At 38.4% G+C, this 24327-nt stretch carries 21 protein-coding genes and 1 tRNA gene; 3 read left to right on the forward strand and 19 right to left on the reverse strand.

Features of this window, described 5'->3' with window-relative positions; genetic code table 11:
• Window position 1: 1 nt before the first annotated feature.
• The 13 genes from IGI44_RS11280 to map all read right to left on the reverse strand — a co-directional run bounded on the left by IGI44_RS11280 (window position 2) and on the right by map (window position 12164).
• Window positions 2–1222 (reverse strand): ABC transporter ATP-binding protein, encoded by a 1221-nt coding sequence (locus IGI44_RS11280; RefSeq protein ID WP_438787816.1) that lies wholly within the window; start codon window positions 1220–1222, stop codon window positions 2–4.
• A 1-nt stretch (window position 1223) separates the two neighbouring features.
• On the reverse strand, window positions 1224–2021 hold the full coding sequence (locus IGI44_RS11285) for an ABC transporter permease (protein WP_438787817.1): 798 nt from the start codon (window positions 2019–2021) through the stop codon (window positions 1224–1226).
• Window positions 2022–2130: 109 nt separating this feature from the next.
• A complete protein-coding gene (locus IGI44_RS11290) occupies window positions 2131–3351 on the reverse strand; it encodes an EpaQ family protein (protein WP_438787818.1) in 1221 nt (406 codons plus the stop codon).
• A 20-nt stretch (window positions 3352–3371) separates the two neighbouring features.
• The gene (locus IGI44_RS11295) at window positions 3372–4199 is read right to left on the reverse strand and encodes a glycosyltransferase (RefSeq protein WP_438787819.1); all 828 of its coding nucleotides are present in this window, start codon (window positions 4197–4199) and stop codon (window positions 3372–3374) included.
• Between the two features lie 21 nt (window positions 4200–4220).
• Window positions 4221–5066 (reverse strand): dTDP-4-dehydrorhamnose reductase, encoded by an 846-nt coding sequence (gene rfbD / locus IGI44_RS11300; RefSeq protein WP_438787820.1) that lies wholly within the window; start codon window positions 5064–5066, stop codon window positions 4221–4223.
• A gap of 58 nt (window positions 5067–5124) precedes the next feature.
• On the reverse strand, window positions 5125–6153 hold the full coding sequence (gene rfbB, locus IGI44_RS11305) for a dTDP-glucose 4,6-dehydratase (protein WP_438787821.1): 1029 nt from the start codon (window positions 6151–6153) through the stop codon (window positions 5125–5127).
• Window positions 6154–6167: 14 nt separating this feature from the next.
• Window positions 6168–6740 carry a dTDP-4-dehydrorhamnose 3,5-epimerase gene (gene rfbC, locus IGI44_RS11310; protein ID WP_216410539.1) on the reverse strand — a complete coding sequence of 191 codons (573 nt, stop codon included), beginning with the start codon at window positions 6738–6740 and terminating at the stop codon, window positions 6168–6170.
• An 11-nt stretch (window positions 6741–6751) separates the two neighbouring features.
• Window positions 6752–7621 carry a glucose-1-phosphate thymidylyltransferase RfbA gene (rfbA, locus tag IGI44_RS11315; RefSeq protein ID WP_438787822.1) on the reverse strand — a complete coding sequence of 290 codons (870 nt, stop codon included), beginning with the start codon at window positions 7619–7621 and terminating at the stop codon, window positions 6752–6754.
• Between the two features lie 68 nt (window positions 7622–7689).
• Window positions 7690–8427 (reverse strand): glycosyltransferase, encoded by a 738-nt coding sequence (locus IGI44_RS11320; RefSeq protein ID WP_438787823.1) that lies wholly within the window; start codon window positions 8425–8427, stop codon window positions 7690–7692.
• A 15-nt stretch (window positions 8428–8442) separates the two neighbouring features.
• Window positions 8443–9237, reverse strand: coding sequence for a glycosyltransferase family 2 protein (locus IGI44_RS11325; RefSeq protein ID WP_438787824.1), 795 nt, complete (start codon window positions 9235–9237; stop codon window positions 8443–8445).
• Window positions 9238–9252: 15 nt separating this feature from the next.
• On the reverse strand, window positions 9253–10371 hold the full coding sequence (locus IGI44_RS11330; RefSeq protein WP_438787825.1) for a glycosyltransferase family 4 protein: 1119 nt from the start codon (window positions 10369–10371) through the stop codon (window positions 9253–9255).
• A gap of 89 nt (window positions 10372–10460) precedes the next feature.
• A complete protein-coding gene (locus IGI44_RS11335) occupies window positions 10461–11384 on the reverse strand; it encodes a YihY/virulence factor BrkB family protein (RefSeq protein WP_438787826.1) in 924 nt (307 codons plus the stop codon).
• 15 nt (window positions 11385–11399) lie between these two features.
• Window positions 11400–12164, reverse strand: coding sequence for a type I methionyl aminopeptidase (gene map / locus IGI44_RS11340; RefSeq protein WP_438787827.1), 765 nt, complete (start codon window positions 12162–12164; stop codon window positions 11400–11402).
• A gap of 467 nt (window positions 12165–12631) precedes the next feature.
• On the opposite strand from map, the gene IGI44_RS11345 reads away from it, so the two are divergent.
• On the forward strand, window positions 12632–13075 hold the full coding sequence (locus IGI44_RS11345) for a flavodoxin (protein WP_438787828.1): 444 nt from the start codon (window positions 12632–12634) through the stop codon (window positions 13073–13075).
• A gap of 149 nt (window positions 13076–13224) precedes the next feature.
• Entirely contained in the window at window positions 13225–14463 is a 1239-nt protein-coding gene (locus IGI44_RS11350) for an aminopeptidase (protein ID WP_438787829.1), read from the forward strand.
• 46 nt (window positions 14464–14509) lie between these two features.
• On the opposite strand, the gene IGI44_RS11355 is transcribed toward IGI44_RS11350, so the two are convergent.
• The 4 genes from IGI44_RS11355 to sfsA form a co-directional block, all read right to left on the reverse strand.
• Window positions 14510–14583: transfer RNA gene (locus IGI44_RS11355), tRNA-Arg, on the reverse strand.
• 187 nt (window positions 14584–14770) lie between these two features.
• The gene (locus IGI44_RS11360; RefSeq protein WP_438787830.1) at window positions 14771–15949 is read right to left on the reverse strand and encodes a DEAD/DEAH box helicase; all 1179 of its coding nucleotides are present in this window, start codon (window positions 15947–15949) and stop codon (window positions 14771–14773) included.
• Between the two features lie 8 nt (window positions 15950–15957).
• Window positions 15958–16959, reverse strand: a complete 1002-nt coding sequence (locus IGI44_RS11365) for a Gfo/Idh/MocA family protein (RefSeq protein WP_438787831.1) — start codon at window positions 16957–16959, stop codon at window positions 15958–15960.
• A 14-nt stretch (window positions 16960–16973) separates the two neighbouring features.
• Window positions 16974–17705 carry a DNA/RNA nuclease SfsA gene (gene sfsA, locus IGI44_RS11370; RefSeq protein ID WP_438787832.1) on the reverse strand — a complete coding sequence of 244 codons (732 nt, stop codon included), beginning with the start codon at window positions 17703–17705 and terminating at the stop codon, window positions 16974–16976.
• A gap of 107 nt (window positions 17706–17812) precedes the next feature.
• Between sfsA and IGI44_RS11375 the strand changes: the two genes are divergently transcribed.
• Window positions 17813–18184 (forward strand): DUF4828 domain-containing protein, encoded by a 372-nt coding sequence (locus tag IGI44_RS11375; RefSeq protein ID WP_438787833.1) that lies wholly within the window; start codon window positions 17813–17815, stop codon window positions 18182–18184.
• A gap of 134 nt (window positions 18185–18318) precedes the next feature.
• Here the strand turns inward: IGI44_RS11375 and IGI44_RS11380 are convergent, their stop codons facing one another.
• Window positions 18319–19755 (reverse strand): glutamate synthase subunit beta, encoded by a 1437-nt coding sequence (locus IGI44_RS11380; protein ID WP_438787834.1) that lies wholly within the window; start codon window positions 19753–19755, stop codon window positions 18319–18321.
• 1 nt (window position 19756) lies between these two features.
• Window positions 19757–24247, reverse strand: a complete 4491-nt coding sequence (gene gltB / locus IGI44_RS11385) for a glutamate synthase large subunit (protein ID WP_438787835.1) — start codon at window positions 24245–24247, stop codon at window positions 19757–19759.
• Window positions 24248–24327 lie beyond the last annotated feature (80 nt).

The raw sequence follows: 24327 nt of genomic DNA on the forward strand, positions 1-24327 counted from the left end.
TCTAAATTTTCCAAAAACCATTTCTAGTTAGTATTCCCGTGCTTGAATCACGGGCCGCTTCATTTAGGTTTTCAATTGGAGAAACCATAATGATTGGAGAATTTTTTGAATCGCTAAAAGCCAATGGCTCTTGCTCTTTATTCCTCACAGATACAGTCAATTGAAGTTTACACTGGTTAATGTTTGACAATTCACACTCATATTTCAAAACTTTTTTCCCGGTACCTGATATATCCTTATCCATAGAATTATCGTTATACATCCAAACATTTCGATCAATGTCAGTTAATGAAAAAGCTACATAGGTTTCCATTTCACTAAGTACATCATAAGAAACTTCGAATTCAACTTTTCTGTTCTCCTTAGTTAACATGCTTGGAGAAAGTAAATTTATCTTCAGATTCTTAATATTCGTACCTTTTTCTGTAAGTCCAGCCACAGCACTATCTGCACCTTCAATAACTGTAGAAGTTCCTGTTTGAGTTACATTGTCTAGAGAATATTGATTGGCTACTTCATCTGGAGTTCCTAAAACTTTGATTTCACCTTTATCAATCATTAGTGCACGATTACAATACTTTCGTACAGCTTCCATTGAATGTGTTACAAGTATAATTGTCTTTTTATCTGCTCTGGCTTGCATAAAATAATCATTACATTTCCTTTGAAACGCCTCATCACCTACTGCTAAAACTTCATCTAAAACCAAAATGTCGCTCTTCGCCTGAATGGCTACAGAAAAAGCTAATCTAACTTGCATCCCACTTGAATAATTTTTAAGTTTTTGATTCATGAAATCTTTCAGTTCCGCAAAATCCACGATATCGTCATACATTTCGCTGATTTCATTTTCTGAAAAACCAAGCATTGCACCATTAAGATAAACATTTTCCCGTCCAGTAAGTTCTGGATTGAAACCAACTCCAAGCTCAATAAAAGAAACCAATTTACCATCAACTTTTACAGAACCTTTTTCTGGAACATAAATTTGAGAGATTATCTTAAGCAAAGTTGACTTTCCGCTACCGTTTCTTCCCACGATACCAAAAAAATCTCCCTTATTTACATTGAAAGATATCTCTCTTAAAACTTCTTGCTCTCTATAGCCCTTGATTCCTTTGAAAAAATTTACCATAGTTCTTTTTAAGCTAGTCGTACTTTCCGTTGGTAATTTGAAACTTTTTTTAACATTCTCAACTTTTACTGCTACTTCTTTTTCCATATTAAATGATCTCCGCAAATCTTTTTGAATTCTTTTTAAAAATCCTGAAACCAACAATTAAGACAACAAATGGAATAATGTATGGTATTACTACAATAAACTTATTATTAATCAATTGCCATGTTGTAACGTTCACAGAACTGGTTAATAAATAGCGCATATCTTGGATTATCTGAGCCATTGGATTCAACATTAATAATTTAGCTATTGTTAGATCTTTATCCATCACCAATGTTACTGGATAAATCAGAGGGGTCATATACATTCCAACTTGCAATAGTACCTCCCATATTGGTCCGATATCTCTAAATTTCACGTAAATGGTCGCTAATATGAACGCCACACCCAATGAAAAGGCAAAGAGTTCGATTAACAACAATGGAACAACGAAGGCATAGTGAGAAACTTCAACTTGATTAATCAATCCAAAAATAAAAACAATGACGAAACTAATTACCAAGTTAATCAATGCATTAATAGATATAGATATAACAATTATCTCTGTTGGAAAACTCAATTTTCTCAACAAGTCTCCTCTGGAAACAATCGACATCATTCCAAGATTAGTCGTTTCAGTGAAAAAATTCCAAAGTACCATCCCTAACAAAAGAGCTACAGCAAAATGAGGAACATCCTGCCCGAAACGAAGAAAACGAACAAAAACGATGTACATTACTGCAAATAATAATAAGGGTTTCAAAATGGACCAGACATATCCAATTACGCTACCTTGATACCGTAATTTAAAGTCCGTTTTCACCAATTCTCTTAAAAGAATTCGATTTTTTTTTTCAAACATCAATAAATCTCCCAGCTATTTAGATTAATTCATTTACTCATGATAATAAAAAGAAGTATACTCGACATTTAGTGCTCACACAAGAAGACATATATTTTTTTTAACAATATCAATAGTATTTATTTATTCTACTTTCTGTTCTTCTTTCAGGATCTTTCAAAGTTGTCTTTACGATATCCTTGCGAATAGATCGTTCTGATAATGCCAGCCCAATGAAAATATAAATCAATGGCATCCAAGGTGCAACTAATAGCGTATCTTCCATCGAAGCATAAATTGTCAGCACAAAAAAAGCTAACATACAACTGACTTGCATCTTTGAAAGTTCCTTCCCATGGTTAAACCAAACCAAAATAATTAAGAACGTTAAAAATCCAAAAAGAAGAATATAACCGATGATTCCGTAATTAGAAAGAGTAAATAAATAGCTATCATGTATACTAAGTTGCTTTACTGGATCAACATAAACACCTAGACCAGTGTAAATAAATTCATCTTTTGTTAACCAAACCTCAAAGAAACGTTTCCAAATATCTTCTCTTCCTGTAAACAAATCATATTTTACCGAATCAGCAAAAAAATGAGCTATAAATGGCATACCGATAAAAACCATTGGAATAAATGCTAACCATATTTTAAATCGCTGAAAAATAAATTTAGGTATTAGATTGTCTAAGATGATGAATAGAAATAGAATCATCAATGGCGTTTTAGATTGGCATGCCCATGTAAGTATCAATCCTATTAAGTAAAAGACAACCACAGAGTATCTCAAAAGTACATATTTTGAACTCTTCAAGAGAATTGTGAGTAACATTACACCAAACGTCAATGCAGCACCAATCGTATTTACATTTATCCACAATTCTCTCAAGCTATTGTCAAAAGCTATTATCCTATCTAATGTAATGATTCTGCTTAATCCAATGAGTGTTTTGACTGACATAACGATAATAATTACAACTAATAAACTTGATAAAAAAGTCAACTCTATTTTATTAAACCGACAAACTTTATAACATAGTATCAAGAGAATTATAGAAGGAAGTACTAAATTTAGTTCAGGTGTATCAATGTACTTTTCTCCCGAAGTGATAAAGCTATAAACCCCTACTATGAATGCATAACCCAAAATTACATAATCTTCAAGCAAGAACTTCTTAAAATTAAGAATAAGTATGATAACTATAGTTCCAAATAGTAATTGATTTGCTTGAAAATAAAATATTCCAGTTAGAAAAGTTTTGGTTCCAAAAAACCAAATACTGAATGAGGCTGCTATTGAAATAAGTAGAAGCCACTGTCCAATTCGATTGCTAATTTTTTCCATATCTATTTCCACCTATTTTTCTACATTAGTATTTTAAAAAAAGTTTTTATAGTAGCTTTAAAAAAAACAGCTCTGCCAAAGAGCAGTTGCTTCAAACCTCTCATAAATAAGTGTTTCTTATAATCTTGGAATAAGTTTTTTTTATATTTGCTATAAAAAATATTTTCACTTCTTAAAATTTCCCTATAACGAGAAAAAGATAATTCTCTACCATGAAGAACTGATAACGAATGAGTTAATATTTCATTCAGTACATATACCTCTTTTTGATATTTAAAAATAGCCCAACTTACCCAATGATCTAAATAATCTACTTGAAACTCCTCATTGTACCCGCCGATTTGTTCTAAAAAAGATAGTCGAATAGCCGTTGCTGAATTAATTACCATAATATCTTGAGAATATATACAATCCTTTTTAGGTAGTGCTTTATTTAGTGGACGTAATGTATCATTGCGGACAGGAGAAATTTGTTGTCCGCTATCTTTGATAATCGGAGCAATAGCTACAACTCTTTCTGGTACTTCTAAATACTTAGAGGTCATCTCTTCTAAGTATTCTTTCGTTAGTATTGTATCTTGATCTAGTGTTATTAGCCATTCTGTATCATCGGAACTTTGGCCCAACGCATAATTATATGCCTTAGCTAATCCTACATTCGTTTTACTATGATAATAAACAAAGCGCTTATCTAATCCTTCAGGTATAGTTGAAGACACACTATTATCAAAAATTAGAATCTTTCTAATTTCCGGAAAAGCTCCTGAGGCAAGAAGTTGGTTCAGACTCACGATTGTCGGCGACTCAGAATATGTCATATTATAAAGAACAACCACTACTTCAAACAAACTTCTCACCTCTATCTTTCCCTATTGTTTCTCTTCTAATTCAAGAAAACTGGCTAATGCTTCTTGCCACGTTGGAATTTCAAAACCTAATACTTTGGCTTTACTTAAGTCCATGATTGAGTATTGCGGGCGGGTTGCTTTCTGTGGATACTCATCAGAAGTCACTGGTGCAACCTCTACATCCGTATCCTTTAAAATTTCTTTTGCGAATTCATACCAAGAACAACTATTCTCATTCGATAAATGATAAATGCCGAATGGTGCTTTCTTCTCGATTACGAATACCATAAATTCTGCCAATGTCCGCGTCCAAGTTGGTCGACCAAATTGATCATTTACAACTGTCAAGCGATCATGGGTTTTAGCTAATTTCTGCATGGTATAAATAAAATTGTGACCATAGATGCCAAATACCCATGAAGTACGGATGATATAATAATCATCCATCGTTTCTTGTACAGCTTTTTCACCCAATAGTTTTGTTCGACCATATTCATTTAATGGATTGGTCGCATCGTCTACTTGATACATACCTTCTTTTTTCTTGCCATCAAAGACATAATCTGTACTGATATAAATCAATGTTGCTCCAGCAGCTTTTGCTGCTTCAGCAACGTTACGTGTGCCTTCCACGTTGATTTTTTCGTCTAACTCTTTTCCTTCGTCCTCCGCCTTATCAACAGCAGTATACGCCGCACAATGATAGATAATTTCTGGTTTCATATCTGTAATGAACTTGTAGGTACCTTCTTTATCAGTAATATCGAGCTGATCCGCATCCGTTGAAAGATACTCAAGCTGCTTTTCATCTAGTAAATGACGAAGTTCTGTTCCTAATTGTCCGTGTCCGCCTGTTATTAAGATCATTTATATCGACTCCTTTTCTCAAAAAAAGGCAGGATATCCCTGCCTGATTCAATTAATATTATTGGCCGTTTTTGGCATAATTACTTTCAACAGCTTCTTTTTCTGCGCGCCACCAATCTTCATGTTCAGTATACCATTTAATGGTATCTTTCATTCCTGAACGGAAATCCGTGAACTCTGGTGACCAGCCTAATTCTTCCCGCAACTTTGTAGAATCAATGGCGTATCGTAAATCATGTCCTGCACGATCTTTTACGTGATCATAAGCATCTTTTGGTTGACCCATTTCTTCTAAAATAATCTCCATAACGGTTTTATTGTCTTCTTCACCATCGGCACCGATCAAGTAAGTTTCACCAATTTTTCCTTTAGTTAAAATCAACCAAACAGCGGAAGAATGATCATTAGTATGGATCCAGTCACGCACATTTTTCCCATCGCCATACAGCTTTGGACGAATGCCGCTCAAAACATTTGTAATTTGACGAGGAATAAATTTTTCAATGTGTTGATAAGGTCCATAATTATTAGAGCAGTTTGAAATCGTTGCCTGCAACCCGAATGAACGAACCCAAGCTTTTACTAGTAAATCTGAACCTGCCTTCGTTGATGAGTAAGGACTTGAAGGATTGTATGGCGTTTCTGCTGTGAATTTTTCGCCTTCACCTTCGCCATGTCCTGGTAAGTCTTCTCTCAATGGTAAATCGCCATAAACCTCATCCGTTGACACATGATGATAGCGAACATCATTTTTACGACACGCTTCGATCAATGTGTAGGTTCCAATGATATTCGTTTGAACAAACGGAAATGGATCTTTCAATGAATTATCATTGTGAGATTCAGCAGCATAGTGAACGACAGCATCTGTTTTTTTAACTAAACGGTTTACCAATTCCGCATCAGCAATATCGCCGACTATTAATTCTACTCGATCTTCAGGAAGACCAGCTAGATTTTCCTTATTTCCAGCATACGTAAGTTTATCTAAAACCGTTACGTGAACCTCTGGATGATTATTTACTACGTAATGAACAAAATTAGAGCCGATAAAACCTGCTCCACCAGTTACGATAATATTTTTCATCAATTATCTACCCCTTAAATTTCACCATAAACGAAAGGATTTTCAGCTTCAAATTCTTTCAAGGTTGGTTGTTTTGCATCTTTTTCTGATGTGATGGCCTTTTCGATAGCAATCGGCCAATCAATCGCTAAATCTGGATCTGCAAATGAAATACCGCCATCCGCCTCTGCATCATAGTAGTTGTCGCATTTATACATAAAATTGACATTCGGTGTTAATGTAACAAATCCGTGAGCATAGCCACGAGGAACTAACAGCTGACGATGATTATGCTCAGAAAGGATGTAGCCTTCCCATTTCCCGTAAGTCGGACTGCCTTTGCGGATATCAACGATGACATCAAGAACCGCACCAGTGACAACACGAATCAATTTCGTTTGTGCTGACTTTCCTTTTTGAAAATGTAAACCGCGTAGTACACCCGGTTGTGTAGAAAGTGAATGATTGTCTTGAATAAAATTGAAATCTATCCCAGCTGCTTTAAAATCTTCTACCGAAAAGCTTTCTGTGAAAAATCCTCGATGGTCACCAAAAACAGCCGGCTCAATGATTTTAACATCTGTTAAATTTGTTTCTGTTACTTTAATTTTTCCCATGCTTATTCCTCTTCTGCTAAACGTAATAAATATTGTCCATATTGATTTTTCTTCAATGGTTGGGCAAGTTCGATCAGACGCTCTTTGGTAATATAACCCATTCGATAAGAAATTTCTTCCAAACAAGCAACTTTTAAATTTTGACGTTTTTCAATCGTTGAAATAAATGTCGATGCTTCTAACAATGACTCATGAGTGCCTGTATCTAGCCAGGCAAATCCACGACTCATCACTTCAACAGACAATTTATTGCGTTTTAAGTATTCTTTGTTCACATCCGTGATTTCTAACTCACCACGTTCAGAAGGTTCAATATTCTTGGCAATTTCCACTACATCATTGTCATAGAAATACAAACCAGTTACCGCATAGTGGGATTTTGGTTTTTCAGGTTTTTCTTCGATTGACACAGCTTGCATCTCATCGTCAAACTCCACTACGCCAAAGCGTTCTGGATCATTTACATGATAACCAAAAACTGTTGCTCCCTCAGTTTTCTTAGCTGCACGTTGGAGCATGCGAGACAATCCATCACCGTAATAAATATTGTCTCCTAAAACTAAACAAACACTATCGTCACCAATAAATTCTTCTCCAATAATGAAAGCCTGTGCCAAACCATCTGGACTTTCCTGAACGGCATACTCAATGTGAATTCCTAATTCATGCCCATCCCCGAAAAGATTTTCAAATCTTGGCGTATCTTGTGGTGTTGAGATAATTAAAATCTCGTTGATTCCAGCCAACATCAATGTTGACATTGGATAGTAAATCATTGGTTTATCATAAACCGGCATTAATTGTTTCGAGGTTGCTTTAGTAAGAGGGTATAAACGAGTACCGCTGCCCCCTGCTAAGATAATTCCTTTCATAATTACGCTCCTTTTCAATACATACGAACATATTATACCTGATGTTAGTTACTAGAAGAATCATTTTACTATTTTTTTTTGATTTCCTTTATTCTTTTCCTCACCAATTGCAATGCATTCCAGCGCCATTTAAATTGTTGAAGACACGAGGCCGTTGTTTTAATCTCTGATGCATTCAATCCGTGCCGCCGATAATAAACCAATTGGTCTGGTATAAAGACAACCCCATGATAGTAATCTGCCAGTAAGCCGATCCACATGTCGTGCATCGGTACATTTAATGGAATCGGCAAAATAATTTTTTTTAGCTCAGAACGAAACGCCATGCCGGCACCAATATAGCTACTCTTTACAAGGTTATGCCAAAATCCAGAGTGAGTATGACGCATCGCTTGATAAGAGGGAACCAAAACTTCGAAATCATTGTCCACAATAATCAAATCAGAAATAACGGCTTGTGTTTCAGGATTATCAAAATAAGGCATTGTCTTTTTGACCTTATCCAGATGCCAAACATCATCCTGATCACTCAAAAAAATAATTGAATGCGTACTTTTCTCAATCGCATTGGCAAAATTAGCAATCAAGCCTTGCTGATTGTTTTGGAAGAGCCTGATTCGTGGATCCTTTGATTTCAAGTCTAATAAAAATTCCCACGTTCCATCTGTTGAATGGTCGTCGGAAATAATCAGCTCATCATGCTCCGAAAGTTGTGGGAAAATGCTGTTCAATTGTTCTTCAATAAAGTGGCGGCCGTTGTACGTTGCCATACAAACGGAAATCCGCTTCTCGGACTGCTTTAGCATTCCCTACCTCCAAATTTAAAAAAATTGCCAGCCCCACTTTTGAAAATATTTTCTCATGGACTGTAAAAAAATAAAAAATAATTTCTGGTTTTTAACTGCTCCGCGCTCGTACAAATGGACAACTGAAAATTGTGGACTATATAACGCCTTGTAGCCAGCTTGCTCCATTTTACGGCAAAGATCATTATCCTCGAAATACATAAAGTAGCGATCGTCAAATCCATTGATTTCATGGAACTTGGCTAGATCAACCACCATAAAGCTGCCAGAAATCATTCGGACAAAGCTGTCTTGATCCTCTGGCAAGTCACGACATTCAAATTTTGCTAACCGTTTTGCAAATATTCTTTTAACAAATCTGAAGGGAATAAATCGAAGCATATAGTCAAAGACATCTAAATGATCACGAATTAAGTACTGTGTCGTTCCATCTTCATTCAGAATCTTAGGGGCTAAAAGCCCACACTTAGGATTCGCTGCTAAATGATCAACCATTTCGTGTAAATGGTTTTCTGACAAAATAATATCTGGGTTAAAAATAATTCCATAACCGGAAACACCTAAGAGATTCGCATTATGTCCAAAGCCAAAGCCCTTATTTTCTCCATAGAACTCAATCGATACAAATGGATAATCAAGATATTTTGCTAATCGCTCGCGATAATTCTTCTCAGAGGCATTATCAAAAATTTTGATTTGAATTGATTGCTCCTTATTTAATATTTCAATCATTGAATCTAAACTTAAAAAAATCTTGTCACTGTTATGAGTAACAATGCTGACAGTCACATTTATATCATTCTTTTTCATAAGAGACGACAACACTCATTTCTTGAAATATTTACGTAATACTTGCGAACGATATTCTTTATTCCCAAAAAATCGAAAACTTTTTGTAATGAACCCATATTTTTCGGGAATCAAGCCAATTAATTCTAATAAGAAAGTCAAGGCAAAAGCCATCGCAATAATCAAAACAATCGTCCCAACTTTACTCGTATAATTCAATAATAAGGCAGTGAAAGAAAACAATACAGCAATAGCATAAATTGTTAATACTGCACCACGATGAGTAAATCCTAAGTTCATCAAACGGTGGTGCAAGTGTTGTTTATCGGCCATCGAGATTGGCATATTGCTGGTTTTGCGGCGTACCATTGCAAAAAAGGTATCTGTTACCGGAACACCAAGAATAATCAACGGTGTAATCAAAGAGATAAAGGTAACATTTTTTAGGCCTTGCAAGGTCAATACAGAAATCATAAAACCTAAAAACAACGCTCCGGTATCACCCAAATAAATCTTGGCCGGATGAAAATTATATGGAAAAAAGCCAATTATACTTGCGACTAAACAAAAAATAGCTAAAGAAATAAATACTTGAGATGAATGCAAAAAGAAATATCCTATTATGCCAATCGTCATTAAACTAATAATAGACACACCCGAAGCAAGTCCGTCTAATCCATCAATTAAGTTCATGGCATTCGTTATCCCAAAGATCCAAAACAGTGTTGCAGGCAAACTCAACCATTCAAGATTGATTCGACCAAATAATGGAGCAGTAAAGAAGTCGAAGCGAATGCCTGCGTAATAATAGATCACTAGACCTGCCAGTAAAATACCAATACTTTTTTGTTTTGGAGAAAGTTCAAACTTATCATCCAATAATCCTGTGATGACGATAATCAACGCACCTAACAAGATTTTACTTATATAATCAAATGGAATCGCATCGCGAAATAGAATTAGTGAAGAAATAGCAAAAGTAATAAAAATCGGCAAGCCGCCCGCACTAGGCATAGGCACTTGATTCATTCGGCGCGCATTCGGATTATCTACCAAACCAGTTTGCACTGAGATTATTTTAAAAATCGGAGTTAAAATTAACGCAATCAAAAACGTTAAAAAATATTTTATGATCAATCCGAATGATACTAACATGTTGACACCTGCCTTTTTACTAAAAATTATTATAAAGGATTCAAGAACCTTTACAAGGTTCTCGTAAAATCTTACAAAAAATCTTGAAATTATTTCTTCTTTTTAATAATACGATCTTTCAATTTGTTGAGCCATTTATTCACACGATTAGATCCTTCTTTAACCTCTTGTCCCGTACGATATTCCTCAATGGTCACATTTAGAACACCACCTAAAATAATGATTGTGGCAGCGAAGTTCAACCAAAACATCAAAACGATAAAACTTCCAATGATCTGATATCCTGACACACGTTGAGCAAACGTTCGCGCATAAATACTAAAGCCCTGAGCCAGAACAATCCAACCAACTGTTGCAAAAATTGTTCCTGGCAAGGCATATTTAATACGAACATGTGCATTGGGAATAACGATGTATAGACCCCCGAGAATAACCAATAGCCCGATTAGCGTTACAGGCCAGCGTAACGCCAAGAAAGTATTGATAATATCAGGTGAGAAACGTAATAACTGTTGCAAGGCGTCTAAAATTACTTGACCAGCACTAAAGAAAAGTGCCACAGCGATGATCGCCATCATTAATATTCCAACAATCCCAACTGAAACAATACGGCTGATGACAAAGTTCCCTCGATCTTCCACTCCGTAAGCACGATTAAGTGCTGTCTGTAACGCGTTAATTCCACGACTAGATGACCATAATGCCGCTAAAACAGAAATCGAAAGCATTCCACCCGAACTACTTTCTAACAAACCTGTAATTGCTGGTTTCAAAAAGCTGAAGACATTCGGAGGAATGGCCTCGCTCAAATAAGGCAAAACTGTTTCTGGAGTAATATTGAAGTACGGCAACAAATTCCCAACAATAATTAGTATTGGAAAAAAGGACAGCAACAAATAATAGGCAACTACCACTGAGCGGTCGCCTATTTCTGTTTCTGCTAAATGTTTTTGGATCGATTGGATAAAATCCATTAATTTCTTATTCCCTTTAATTTTATCTATTGGTCCCATAGCATCCTCGTCGTTCTAATAAGTTCCTTCTTCACCTTGTGAAGTCAAGATTTTTGGCCCTTCTTTAGTGATTGCTAGTGTGTGCTCATATTGTGCACACCAACCGCCATCTTGAGTATAGGCAGTCCAACCATTAGGATCCATCTTCATTTGCCAAACACCAGTATTGATCATTGGTTCGATTGTAATAACCATTCCTTCTTTTAAACGCAGGCCCTTTCCAGCAACGCCGTAGTGCGGAATCGCAGGTTCTTCATGGATGGTTGGGCCAATCCCATGTCCTACAAAATCACGTACAACTGAAAAACCTTCACCTTCGGCATATGTCTGAATGGCATGACCAATATCACCGATACGATTGCCAACTTGAGCTTGTTCGATCCCTAAATACATTGCTTTTTTAGTTACTTCCATTAAGCGTTGAATTTCAGACGATACCTCTCCAACTGCATAAGACCAGCAAGAGTCGGACATTGCGCCTTTATATTCTACACACATATCAACTTTGATGAGGTCCCCATTTTTTAGAGGTTTCTTTCTTGGAAACCCATGACAAATTTCATCATTTATACTGCAACAGGTAGCATATTCGTACCCTTCAAATCCAATTTGAGCAGCCACGCCACCATGACTTTCAATGAAGTCTCTAACAAAGTTCTCTATATCCATACTGGTAATTCCTGGTTTTATAAAATCACGTAAATGACGATGGACATCGGCCAGCAATTCACCTGATTCATTCATCATTTCAATTTCACGGGGTGATTTTAATGTAATCATTTTCTCGTCTCCTTATTTCTGTTAACTATAATCGACTTGGTGAAAATAGTTTATTGGTCGTCCAGTCAAGCAAAGTCCTCTTGCCTCGAATTAATGTATCGGTCAGAGTCTGTGAAATACTGGACGAATACCTTTTTCATCTTGTCCATTTTAACATAACCCTATTAAGCGAACAAATGGTTAGAAAGCAGTGATTTCCTTTTGTTTTCTATTTTGATATAATGACCATAAATTTAGCTTAAAGCTAAGGATGTCGGTTCAACTTTGCCAGTTCTTCTTGTTCTATCAAGATTAAAAGAATGGTCGCCGTGAGGAAGTCTTTTGGACTTTTCCGTAAAGCATTGGTTTGTCTTACGAATTTACTTAAAAATAGTAAGCATGGAATTAGTTGAATGATCTATGGCATTCGAATTGAACTAATTTTCTCGGAAAAATTAATTCATTCAAACAAATAAGGAGGAATTCTTTTGACATTAGCAAAAATTGTTTACGCCAGCATGACTGGTAATACCGAAGAAATCGCCGATATCGTGGCCGAAGCCTTCGAAAATTTGGATTTAGATGTAGAAATTGATGAATGTACACAAGTAGAAGCAGAGGATTTTGAAGATGCGGATATTTGTGTCGTTGCAACATATACTTATGGTGAAGGCGATCTTCCTGACGAAATCGTAGACTTTTATGAAGAATTACAAGAATTAGACTTAACCGGAAAAATCTTTGGTGTCTGTGGGTCTGGTGATACTTTTTACGATCAATACTGTAAATCTGTCGATGATTTCGATGCAGCATTCGCAAAAACGGGAGCAACTCGTGGAGCAGATAGTGTAAAAGTAGAAATGGCAGCTGAAGAAGAGGATATTGAAAATTTAGAAGCTTTTGCGAAAAAACTTGCAGAGGCAGTAGCATAATGATTGTTAGAAGATGTACCAAAATAATTGGTGCATCTTTTTTATTTTATGAAGGTCTTCAGAATTATTATATACAGTAATTAATCTCATTTTCTTTTTAGAATATCGAAGAAATGCTAAGATAAGACTATCGAAATGGAGGGATAGGAATGGTTTTACCTAATTTTGACACACTTTTAAAAAAATATGCGCATTTGATTGCAAAGGTTGGCGTAAATATTCAACAAGAGGATACTGTAGTCGTATACGCTAGCGTTGAACAAGCAGTATTAGCTCGGCTTGTTACAAAAGAAGCTTATCAATTAGGCGCAGCAGAAGTAATTGTCCAATGGAACGATGATGAAATTCAACGGGAGTTTTTGAGTCATGCAGCAGTAGAAAGAATCAATGAAGTTCCTGCATATAAGGTGGATGAAGCAAATGCATTTGCTGAAAAACGGGTCACTCGAATCAGTATCGTTTCACAGAATCCAGATGCTTTGCTAGGCGTTGATACAGCTCGTGTAGCAAGTTATCAAGCAGCTCGTGGCAAAGCACTTCAAGCAGTGATGGAAGCGACTCAATCAAATAAATTACGTTGGACAGTGGTCGCCGCTGCTAGTCCCGCTTGGGCAAAAAAAGTCTTTCCTGATCTCGATTCAAGTGAAGAGCAAGTCGATAAACTTTGGGATGAAATTTTCAAAACAACCCGGATTTATGCAGATGACCCTGTGAAAGCATGGGAAGAACATGATGCAGCAATGCGTGAGCAAGCAGAACGTTTAAACAAAGAACAATTTTCTGCTTTACACTATACTGCTCCAGGTACAGATATCGTGATCGGACTGCCAGATCATCATGTCTGGGAAGGTGCTGGAAGTTACGCTGCAGATGGCAATGAATTCATGGCAAATATGCCGACGGAAGAAGTCTTCACCGCACCAGATCGTCATCGTGTCGATGGCTATATTACTAGTACAAAACCATTGAGCTATGCCGGAACAACTTTAAAGGAAATGAAATTCACCTTTAAAAACGGGAAGGTAGTAGAATTTTCTGCTAAGGATGGAGCTGATGTCTTAGGTTCACTATTGGAGATTGATGAAGGAGCGAAACACTTAGGAGAAGTTGCCTTAGTTCCAGATCCTTCGCCTATTTCCCAATCAGGGATTACCTTCTTCAATACACTATTTGATGAAAATGCCTCAAATCACTTAGCGTTGGGTGCAGCTTATCCCTTTAGTGTGGAAGGTGGTACTGAAATGACTAAATCTGAATTGGCTGATGCTGGTTTAAATAGTAGCCAAACACATGTGGATTTTATGGTAGGTTCTGCTCAAATGAATATTGATGGCATTCGCAAAGATGGGACAAAGGTTCCAATTTTTAGAAATGGCGATTGGGCTTAATTAAAAAAAGCACGGCTTAGAGATGTTCTCTAAGCCGTGCTTTTTACGTTCTCGACTGGAATCGAACCAGCGACCTATCGCTTAGGAGGCGATCGCTCTATCCTACTGAGCTACGAGAACATGCCTCTACTATTGTAGCGATTTTAACTTATTTTAGCAAGATGGCTAACTTAAATTTAATGAAGTAGCGCTTAAAAAATGAAAGAAATACTGTAAACAACTATTACTAATTCATGAATTTTTCTCAAATAAGAATTCAAAAGCTTTATGCCCTCCAGATTTTCCTGTAACGAAAAAGAGAAGAGACTTATTTCCGTCTCTTCCCTTTGCTCTTTTTACTTTTTTTCTTTTTTGGTTCGCTTTGCTTTACTGGTTCTTCTGTTAAAAGCTCTCCTCCAAACAAATAAATTGGTGCCAACTCTAGATTCAGCTTTTTAGCAATTTTCATTAAGTCTGGTTTTTCTTGTGGAGTGACAAATGAAATCACGACTCCGGCATTTCCCATTCGACCAACTCTGCCAGCACGATGCAAATAGCTTTCCTCGCTTAATGGCACATCGACGTTGATGACAAATGGTAGTGCTTCAATGTCTAGTCCTCTACTAGCTAAATCGGTCGTCAGTAACCCTAATGTTTGATGCTTTTTAAATTGTTCAATCGCACCCTTGCGAGAAATTTTTGATTGATCGGAAGCTAGACTTGCCACTGGTAAGTGATGGAATCGTAATTTTTCTTCTGCACTGCCCATATCGGTCAGCTGATTAAAAAACATCATTCCCCAAAACTCAGGTAAATTTAATAAGCGACGTAATTGATCAACCTTTTTACGATCACTTGTTTCTAAGTAAAAGTGTTGCACCTCACCTTGACTATCGTCTTCTTCGCTTACATCTACCACGATCAGCTCAGGTTCGATCTTATTCAATTCATTTAATACGACATCAGCAGTTGCGGAAAAATACAGATGTTGCGCATTGTTATCCGTAGCCTTCAAAATGTTTTGAATCAACTGTAAGCTCTGACCTTGAACCAGCTGGTCTACTTCATCAAACACGAGGGTTTTGATATTGGGAGCTTTAATTTTTTTTGCCGTGAGTAATTCCAGAACACGACCGGGTGTTCCGATTAATAATTCGGGTTTTTTCTTCAATGCTTCTTGTTGCCGTTTGACATTGGCGCCGCCGATCAAAGGCTGAACTTTCATTCCTGAACCGCTAATCCAGTTTCGAGCGACTTCGACAACTTGCATCGCTAGTTCCTGTGAAGAAGTCAACACTAATACTTGACTGGGAATCCCCGCTTTAAGAGTGTTAATCAACGGTAGTAAATAAGCCAATGTCTTGCCACTACCTGTCGGAGCAATTCCAACAAGATTTTTTCCTTCACTGATTGCATCATAAACTTTTGTCTGAATCAAAGCAGGCTTTTTAAAGCCGGCCTTTTCCCAGTTTTTTTGTAAAAATGGGACCAATTTCTGTTTATCCATGGATTCCTCTATTTCTCGTCCGCATCAAAAATGATGCCCGCACTTTTTCGCATATCATAAATTACTTGATTTACATTACGTGATAACTCTACCCACTCCTCGTAATCTGTACCTAACTTACGATCTGTGGGATTCAAGATTACTTCTGCAAATTCATTTGCCTCTTCTACCATTGGATTCTCCAATCGATTCACAGCCAATTTTTTCCTATGTTGATGATTACGGTCGTGAAAGACTGCTTCACTGATCGAATTAACCGCGTCTATTACTAAAGTTCCATTTGTTAAATAAATCTCGGATTTTTGGAAACTATCACCAATTTTACCTGTCCGAATAGTCACATCAAAGTTGTCATACCGTAAAATACCCGTCCCAAGTCCATCCACACCGGTTGAAATCAATTGACCATAATAGACACTTTCTTTTGGCATGCCAAACCAAGCTAATGCCGCATAAATTGGGTAAACGCCTAGATCAACCAATGCGCCTCCTGAAAAATGCGGGGAGAAAATATTTGGTTCTTCACCATCTAACACTTGATCGTAACGTGATGAATATTTCATAAAACTGAAATCCGCACCAAAGATTTGATCTTTCAAGGGCAGAAAATCGGCAATAGTTTTAAAAGCTTTTTCATGAATATTGCGAGCAGCCTCAAAGAAAAAAACTCTTTTCTGATTCGCTAACTCGATAAGCTCATTAATTTCATTCGGTGTTGAAAAAGCAGGTTTTTCAACGATGATATTTTTACCGGCTAAAATTCCTTGCTTTGATTGTTCAAAATGCAAGCTGTTTGGTGAAGCAATATAAACAGTATCCATGTGTTCAATCCCGAAAAATGTATTTAGATCGATAGCGTACTCAACATCTCCATATTTCTCTCCAAACTTCTGCGCTGTTTCCAGTTGACGAGAATAGACGGCAGTTAATTGATAGTTACCTGTTTCATGAGCCGCTTGAACAAATTGATCGGTAATCCAATTTGTCCCGATAATCCCTAAGTTAATCATGATTTTTCCACCTTTCACTGATTCGGATCAATAAATGTTTGCTTCAAATCAAAGGGAACAGTTCCCAATATTGAAATATTCTCCTGATCTACCTCACAATTATACGCTAAAATCTGAACACCGTCTGCTTCGGCTCTTTTTACCGCTTCGTAAAGCGCGGGCTGCATTTCTTTGTGGATCGTTGCTGCTTCAATCCGTGGGAATTGTACAATGAACAGAAGGTAGCAATAATAGCCCATCGCTTGTGCCAAATCTAATTCTTCTACATGCTTCAAGCCTCTTACTGTCGGAGCATCAGGAAAAGCACCAATCTTGTGATTTTCTAAGGTCATTCCCTTAACCTCGACAAAGCCTTTCTCTTGTTGATCCGTTTCAAAGTAGATGTCGAATTTCGAACGCTCAAAAGTATACTCACGTTTCAAAAAATTGATTGTCCCACTTAATCCTGGCAATTTAATTTTTCCAGCTAGTATTCCCTCGGCAGCGAGTGCATTGGGAATTTGAGAATCAATATTGATCCACATGTCTCCTTTTTTGACGGCAATCAGGTCATAAGCTGTTTTGCGTTTATCGGAGGGTTGATGATTTACTGCTACCAGAACATTCGGAATAAGTAATTCTTTACTACGCCCTGTGTTTTTAACGTGAGTAATAATCTCTTCTCCTGTCGATAACAAACGGCAACGAGCAATAAAACGATTGCTTCTTTCAATAAAAATAGCTAGTTGAATGGCTGAATACTTCATTTTTTATCAAAATCCTTCTAAAAAAGTTAAATAGTCCTTAAGTCGGATGGAAAGATGACAGACTTTATTATATAGTATAACAAAGCCAGTGTGAAAGGAGTTTTTTGATGAGATTGAAATGGCCCGTCTTCCTGAGCGCGACCTCACTTGGTGTGGCAGCAGTGAGTTCTAAGTTTATTCGCAGACGTGAAGCGAAGGACCTAAATAGCATGTATGTCGGTTCTTGGGAGTTCACTCATCCTAAAGAACATAAACATCACACGATAACGATTTATCCTGATTTATCAATTATTTTAGATGGAACAGCCATCATTTACCAGTTAATCGAGCTAAGCGAAAAGAAGCTAGCTATTCAGGATCAATATGGCTATCATTTAATAATCAACACTAAGAATGGGACGCCAGAGTCGCTTTACGACGAATTGGATGATGTATCCTTACCAATCGTACCTGTAAAAAAAGAAAATCAAGCTGATTAAGAAGCTTGTTTGTTAGAACTTTAACACAAAATGAAACCGAACATCCCTGTACTATCCCAAATGATAGAAACAGTGAGTTCGGTTTTTTATCTTATAAAACGAATTTTTTTGACTTTTCCTGATAACAGTTCGTTTTACTGATGAATCAATGAACGTAGAATCTGATCCACATTTTCTGCTGCTTTGCGCCCTTCGCGAATTCCCCAAATCACGAGACTTGGACCGCGTCTGGCATCGCCTGCCACATAAACTTTTTCATTATTCGTTGTATAGTCTTCATAAATTTCCTGTACATCAAAGGCATCAAGTAAATTTTTTTCTGCCCCTGTAAAGCCCATAGCCAACAAGACAAGGTCTGCCTTTAATGTTTTTTCAGTCCCAGCAATCGGTTGGAATTGATTGTCTACCTGAGTAGTCTCAATTGCAATCACTTGCCCACGTTCAGCACCAATAAAAGCAGTGGTAGAAGTAGTATACGTTGTTAACTCAGCATTTTTTAATGCTCCTTCTTCTTGCCCATACCCTTCACGGTTGATCATTGAATATTCTGGCCATGGGTTATTGGCTGTACGCTGTGCTGGCAATTGTGGTGTTATTTCTAACTGTTTAACAGAAGCGGCTCCTTGACGAATCGCTGAACCAATACAGTCATTTCCAGTATCTCCACCGCCAATGACAACAACGTGCTTACCAGCGAGTTTTTGATCAGTGACTTTTTTACCGTGCTTCATCACGTCTTTTGTACATTCAGTCAGATAATCTACCGCAAACTGGATGCCATGAAGCTCACGTCCTTTTATTTTTAGATCTCGCGGAACGCTAGCGCCACTAGCAATAATAATGCGATCGTATTTCGCTTGTAGCTCATCTGCCGTGATGTCTACGCCAACTTCAGTGCTCAAGATGAAGGTAATCCCTACCTCTTCCATCACATCAATCCGACGCTGAACGATGTCTTTGTCTAACTTCATATTAGGAATACCGTACATCAATAACCCACCTGCACGATCACTTCGTTCATAGACAGTTACTTGATGTCCCAGCTGATTTAACCGCCAAGCAGCGGACAAACCTGCTGGTCCAGAACCAATGATGGCAACTTTAAAGTCAGTGCGTTCTGTCGGTAATCCATCCGCTTTGACCCAATCCTTTTCAAATGCATGATCAATAATGAAACGTTCATTGTCATGGATTGCTACACCAGAACCGTTCAACCCTTCTGTACAAGATTTTTCACATGGTGCTGGACACACACGTCCGGTCATTTCCGGTAGCGGATTCGTCTTCGCTAAACGATCAAAGGCGCTTTTGAAATCACCACGGTAAACGAAGTCATTCCATTCTGGAATTAAGTTGTCATTTGGACAACCTGAGACGGCACGTTTGCCGCCATAAAAAATTCCTGTGTGACAAAAAGGAATTCCACAGTTCATACAGCGAGCCGCTTGTTCTTGCCGCTCTTCAACATTAAGCGGCGTTTGTAATTCTTCCCAATCCTGAATTCGTTCTTCAGCTGGTCGATAAGGATTATCTTTTCGCGGATATTTTAAAAAGCCAAATGGATCTGCCATCCTAGCCACGCCCCTTTCCAGCCGGTACCGTTTGTTCGCCGATTACTTCTATAAAGGCTTTTTCAATTAGTTCTTCGCCTGCTAAACCGGTTTTCGCTAATTCGTCAGTTACACGAACCATTTCATGGTATTCTCTCGGATAAACCTTTACGAAATGCTTTTGAACATTTTCCCAATCATTCAATAATTCAGCCGCTTTCAATGAATCCGTATAAGCTAAATGATTCTCAATCATTTCTTTCAAAATAGCATCGTCCCCGGTTTCGTCAAGTTTAAAAAGATCAACCATTTCTAAATTACATTTATCAGCAAAGGTTCCCTTCGGATCATAGACATAAGCGACTCCACCAGACATGCCAGCCGCGAAGTTTCGACCAGTTGGGCCTAAAATGACAGCAACTCCGCCAGTCATATATTCACAGCCATGATCACCGACTCCTTCAACCACCACGTTAGCGCCACTGTTTCGCACGCAGAAACGCTCACCGGCTTTGCCGCGGAAATAGCCTTCTCCGCGATTCGCACCAAAACAGACAACATTGCCGACAATTGGTGAATCCTCTATATCGTAAGCTGCATCTTTAGGCGGCACAATAATTACACGACCACCGCTTAACCCTTTCGCCACATAATCATTTCCTTCACCAATCAGTTTAAGCTCCATCCCTTGAGTGATAAATGAGCCAAAACTTTGACCAGCGATCCCAGTATACGTGTATTTGATCTGTCCTGGTGTCAGCTGATAATTGCCAAAACGTTCCGCAATCCAGCCGCCCATACGCGCCCCGACTGTCCGATTGACATTATTGATTGGAGCGCTCATTTTCACTTGCTCCCCGTTTTTAATCGCACCTTCTGCAAATTGATCCAACTCAGGCCATTCACGTTTTTCTTTAAACGGATCTTCTGTTTTACGTTCGATGCCAATACTTGTAGATAAAATTCGAGAGAAATCTAATGATTTCGCCTTGCCTTTTGCAATAAAGCGCGGCTCTAATACTTCTGTATGACCAATCATTTCATCAATACTTCTAAACCCTAATTCGGCCATAATTTCTCGCAAATCTTCCGCAATAAAATACATCATATTGATCAAGTGTTCAGGCTTACCAACAAAGAATTTCCGTAACGCAGGATTTTGTGTCGCCACACCAACCGGACAAGTATTTAAACTACATACGCGCATCATCACGCATCCGATCGCTACCAAAGCAAGTGATGCAAAACTATATTCTTCGGCACCAAGTAAAATCGCCATTGCGACGTCACGACCAGTCATCAATTTCCCATCAGTTTCCAAGGTCATTCGTTGACGTAGATTATTCATCGCTAGGGTTTGGTGCGCCTCAGCGACACCCATTTCCCATGGCAAACCTGCATCACGAATCGAGTTTCGCGGTGAGGCACCAGTTCCACCATCGTAACCAGAAATCACGACAACATCTGCGCCAGCTTTAACAACACCTGTTGCGATCGTTCCCACACCGGTACTTGAAACCAATTTAACATTGATCTTCGCATACGGATTAATAGCTTTTAAATCATAAATCAGTTGCGCTAAATCTTCGATCGAATAAATATCATGATGCGGTGGCGGTGATATCAACCGCACTCCTGGCGTCGATCCCCGAATTTCTGCTACCCATGGAAAGACCTTATTGCCAGGGAGCTGTCCGCCTTCTCCTGGCTTCGCCCCTTGTGCCATTTTAATTTGTAACTCTTCGGCACTCATCAAGTATTCGGCGTTTACACCAAAACGACCTGACGCAACCTGTTTGATTTTACTGTTGAAATTCTTGCCGTTTACTTGTGGTTTGAATCGATTGCGGTTTTCGCCACCTTCACCACTATTAGACTTCGCTCCAATGCTGTTCATTGCTTCAGCAATACATTGATGGGCTTCTTCACTCAATGAACCATAGGACATCGCACCAACTTTGAACCGTTTCACGATTTTACTTGCGGGCTCGACTTCAGAAAGCTTCACTGCCGGACGCTCTTTTTTAAATTCCCACAGCGCCCGTAAATTGGTAGGCTCTTCTAACGCTTCCTGATTCATTTGATCAACATAATGCTTAAATAATTGATAATCGCCTGCACGAACCGCTTGTTGAAAATTGTAAATCGTTTTCGGATTAAATAAGTGATGCTCGCCATCCGCTTTGTATTGGAAGCTTCCGCCAGACGCTAGTAAATCATTTTGCTGCGGACCATAAGCCAATTGATGGCGTTGTAAATATTCTTCTTCAATTTGATGCAACGATAGTCCACCGATACGGCTTGCCGTTCCAGTAAAGTATTTTTCTGTCACTGGTTGACTAATACCGACGACTTCAAACAATTGAGCACCATGATATCCCGCAATCGTCGAAATACCCATCCGAGACATTACTTTTACAATCCCTTTTTCAGCTGCTTTTCGATAGTTTTCTAATCCATTTTCAATATCAAAGCCTTCCAAGGTTGCATACGCTCCATAAGGATGAATCCCGCTAGCTCCATAACCGATCAGCGTAGCAAAATGATGGACTTCGCAAACTTCTGCTGAATCGACTACTAAACTCGCTAACGAAGCTTTTCCCTTTCTTACCAAATAATTGTGCACACCAGATACGGCTAATAAAATCGGCATGGCCATTTTGGCTTTTTCTGCTCCACGATCACTTAAAATTAAGATCGTTCCCCCATTGTCAATGGCAGATTCGGCCACTTTAAACATTTGTTCCAAGCCATCCTCTAAAGCATTCTGTCCTCCGACTGGATATAAGGTTGAGATAGTTACCGCTTTTTGTTCCTTCGTATTCAACTGAGTAATTTTATTGAAATCGCTACTACTTAGAACAGGGCTCTTAATTTTCAGTTTTTGGCAATTATGTGCGTTATCTACTCGAATATCTCCATCACGGCCTAAGAACATCTCTGTTCCAATCACCAGCTGCTCACGAATCGCATCAATCGGTGGATTCGTCACCTGTGCGAATTGCTGTTTAAAATACGTGAACAACGATTGTGGCTTGTCACTTAAAACTGCCAATGGTGAATCATATCCCATTGAAAGAACGGGTTCCTCACCTTTTTCCGCCATCGGTAATAACTCATCACGGATAATTTCATCCGTATATCCATTAAGTTTCCACATTTTTTGACGTTCTTTTTCAGTCATTGAGGTCTCGCTTGCTTCCGTTTCAGTAAGCTGTGACAGTTCGATTCGGTTTTCGGCTAGCCATTCTTTGTAAGAATGCGCATGTGCATACTTTTCTTTGATTTCTTGATTGCGGTAAAATTTTCCATTGATGGTGTCAACTAGAATCATGTTGGCTGGTCCTAACACACCTTTTTCAATCACATTAGATGGCGCAAAGTCAACCACACCCGATTCAGATGCTACTTGAACAAAGCCATCTTTGGTAATCGAATAACGAGAAGGTCGCAATCCGTTTCGATCCAAGGTCGCGCCTACCATTTCACCATCGGTAAAACATAAAGCAGCCGGTCCATCCCATGGTGCCATAAAACTAGCGTTATATTCTTGAAAGGCCGTCTGCTCTTCTCCTAGACCAGCCTCTTCTGACCATGCTTCTGGAACCATCATCATCAATGCATGAGGAATATCGCGACCATTTCGGTACAAATATTCCATGCAATTTTCTAACTTGGCAGAGTCAGAATCTTCTTCGTTGTAAACTTCAATACCATGACTCTTCATCCAGTTTTCTGACCCACGCAGTGTATTGATCTCGCCATTGTGAGCTAAAAAGCGGAATGGTTGCGCACGGTCCCAACTAGGAAAGGTGTTGGTTGAAAAACGAGAATGCACAACTGCGATACTGGCTGCAAAATCCTCATCTTGTAGATCATCATAGAAAATCCCAACTTGGTAGGCATGCAGCATTCCTTTGTAAACAATTGTTTTACTAGATAAGCTACAAATAGCCATTTCACTGGCATGGTAAGTTTTTTCTAGCTTTCGACGCAAACGATATAAGCGGTCTTCAAAGTCTCGATCCGTCTGTACCTCCAACGGTCGTTTTATGAATAGTTGCACAAAGCTAGGCATCACTTTTTGTGCCCCTGGCCCGCAGTTCTCATATTGGAACGGAACATCCCGCTGCCAAAGAACCAAGTAACCCGCGGACTCGATTTCCTTTACGAGGGCCTGTTGCAAACCACCTTTGTGTTTCTCATCGGCTGGTAAAAAGAACATACCTACCGCATATTGACCACGATCAGGTAAACTTATCCCTGCTGTTTTTGCTTCACGTTGAAAGAATTTGTCTGGAATCGTCGCTAAAATTCCGGCTCCATCCCCTGTTTCAGGTTCCGCTCCCGTTCCTCCACGATGATTCATTCGTTCTAACATTGTTAACGCGTGCTTCACTAATTGATGTGAAGCCTTGCCTTCCATCTGAGCAATAAAGCCCATACCACATGCATCCTTCTCAAATGAGGGATCATACATGGTCGGGGCCTCTGTTACTTGTTGCTTTGTCATTGACATCAATCCTTTAAATAGTTTGACAATTCTCATTTATTTTTAATATACTACCTTTTTTTTTTAAGATAGGCAAGGAT

The sequence above is a fragment of the Enterococcus sp. DIV0756 genome (genome assembly GCF_051710745.1).
Taxonomy (GTDB): domain Bacteria; phylum Bacillota; class Bacilli; order Lactobacillales; family Enterococcaceae; genus Enterococcus_A.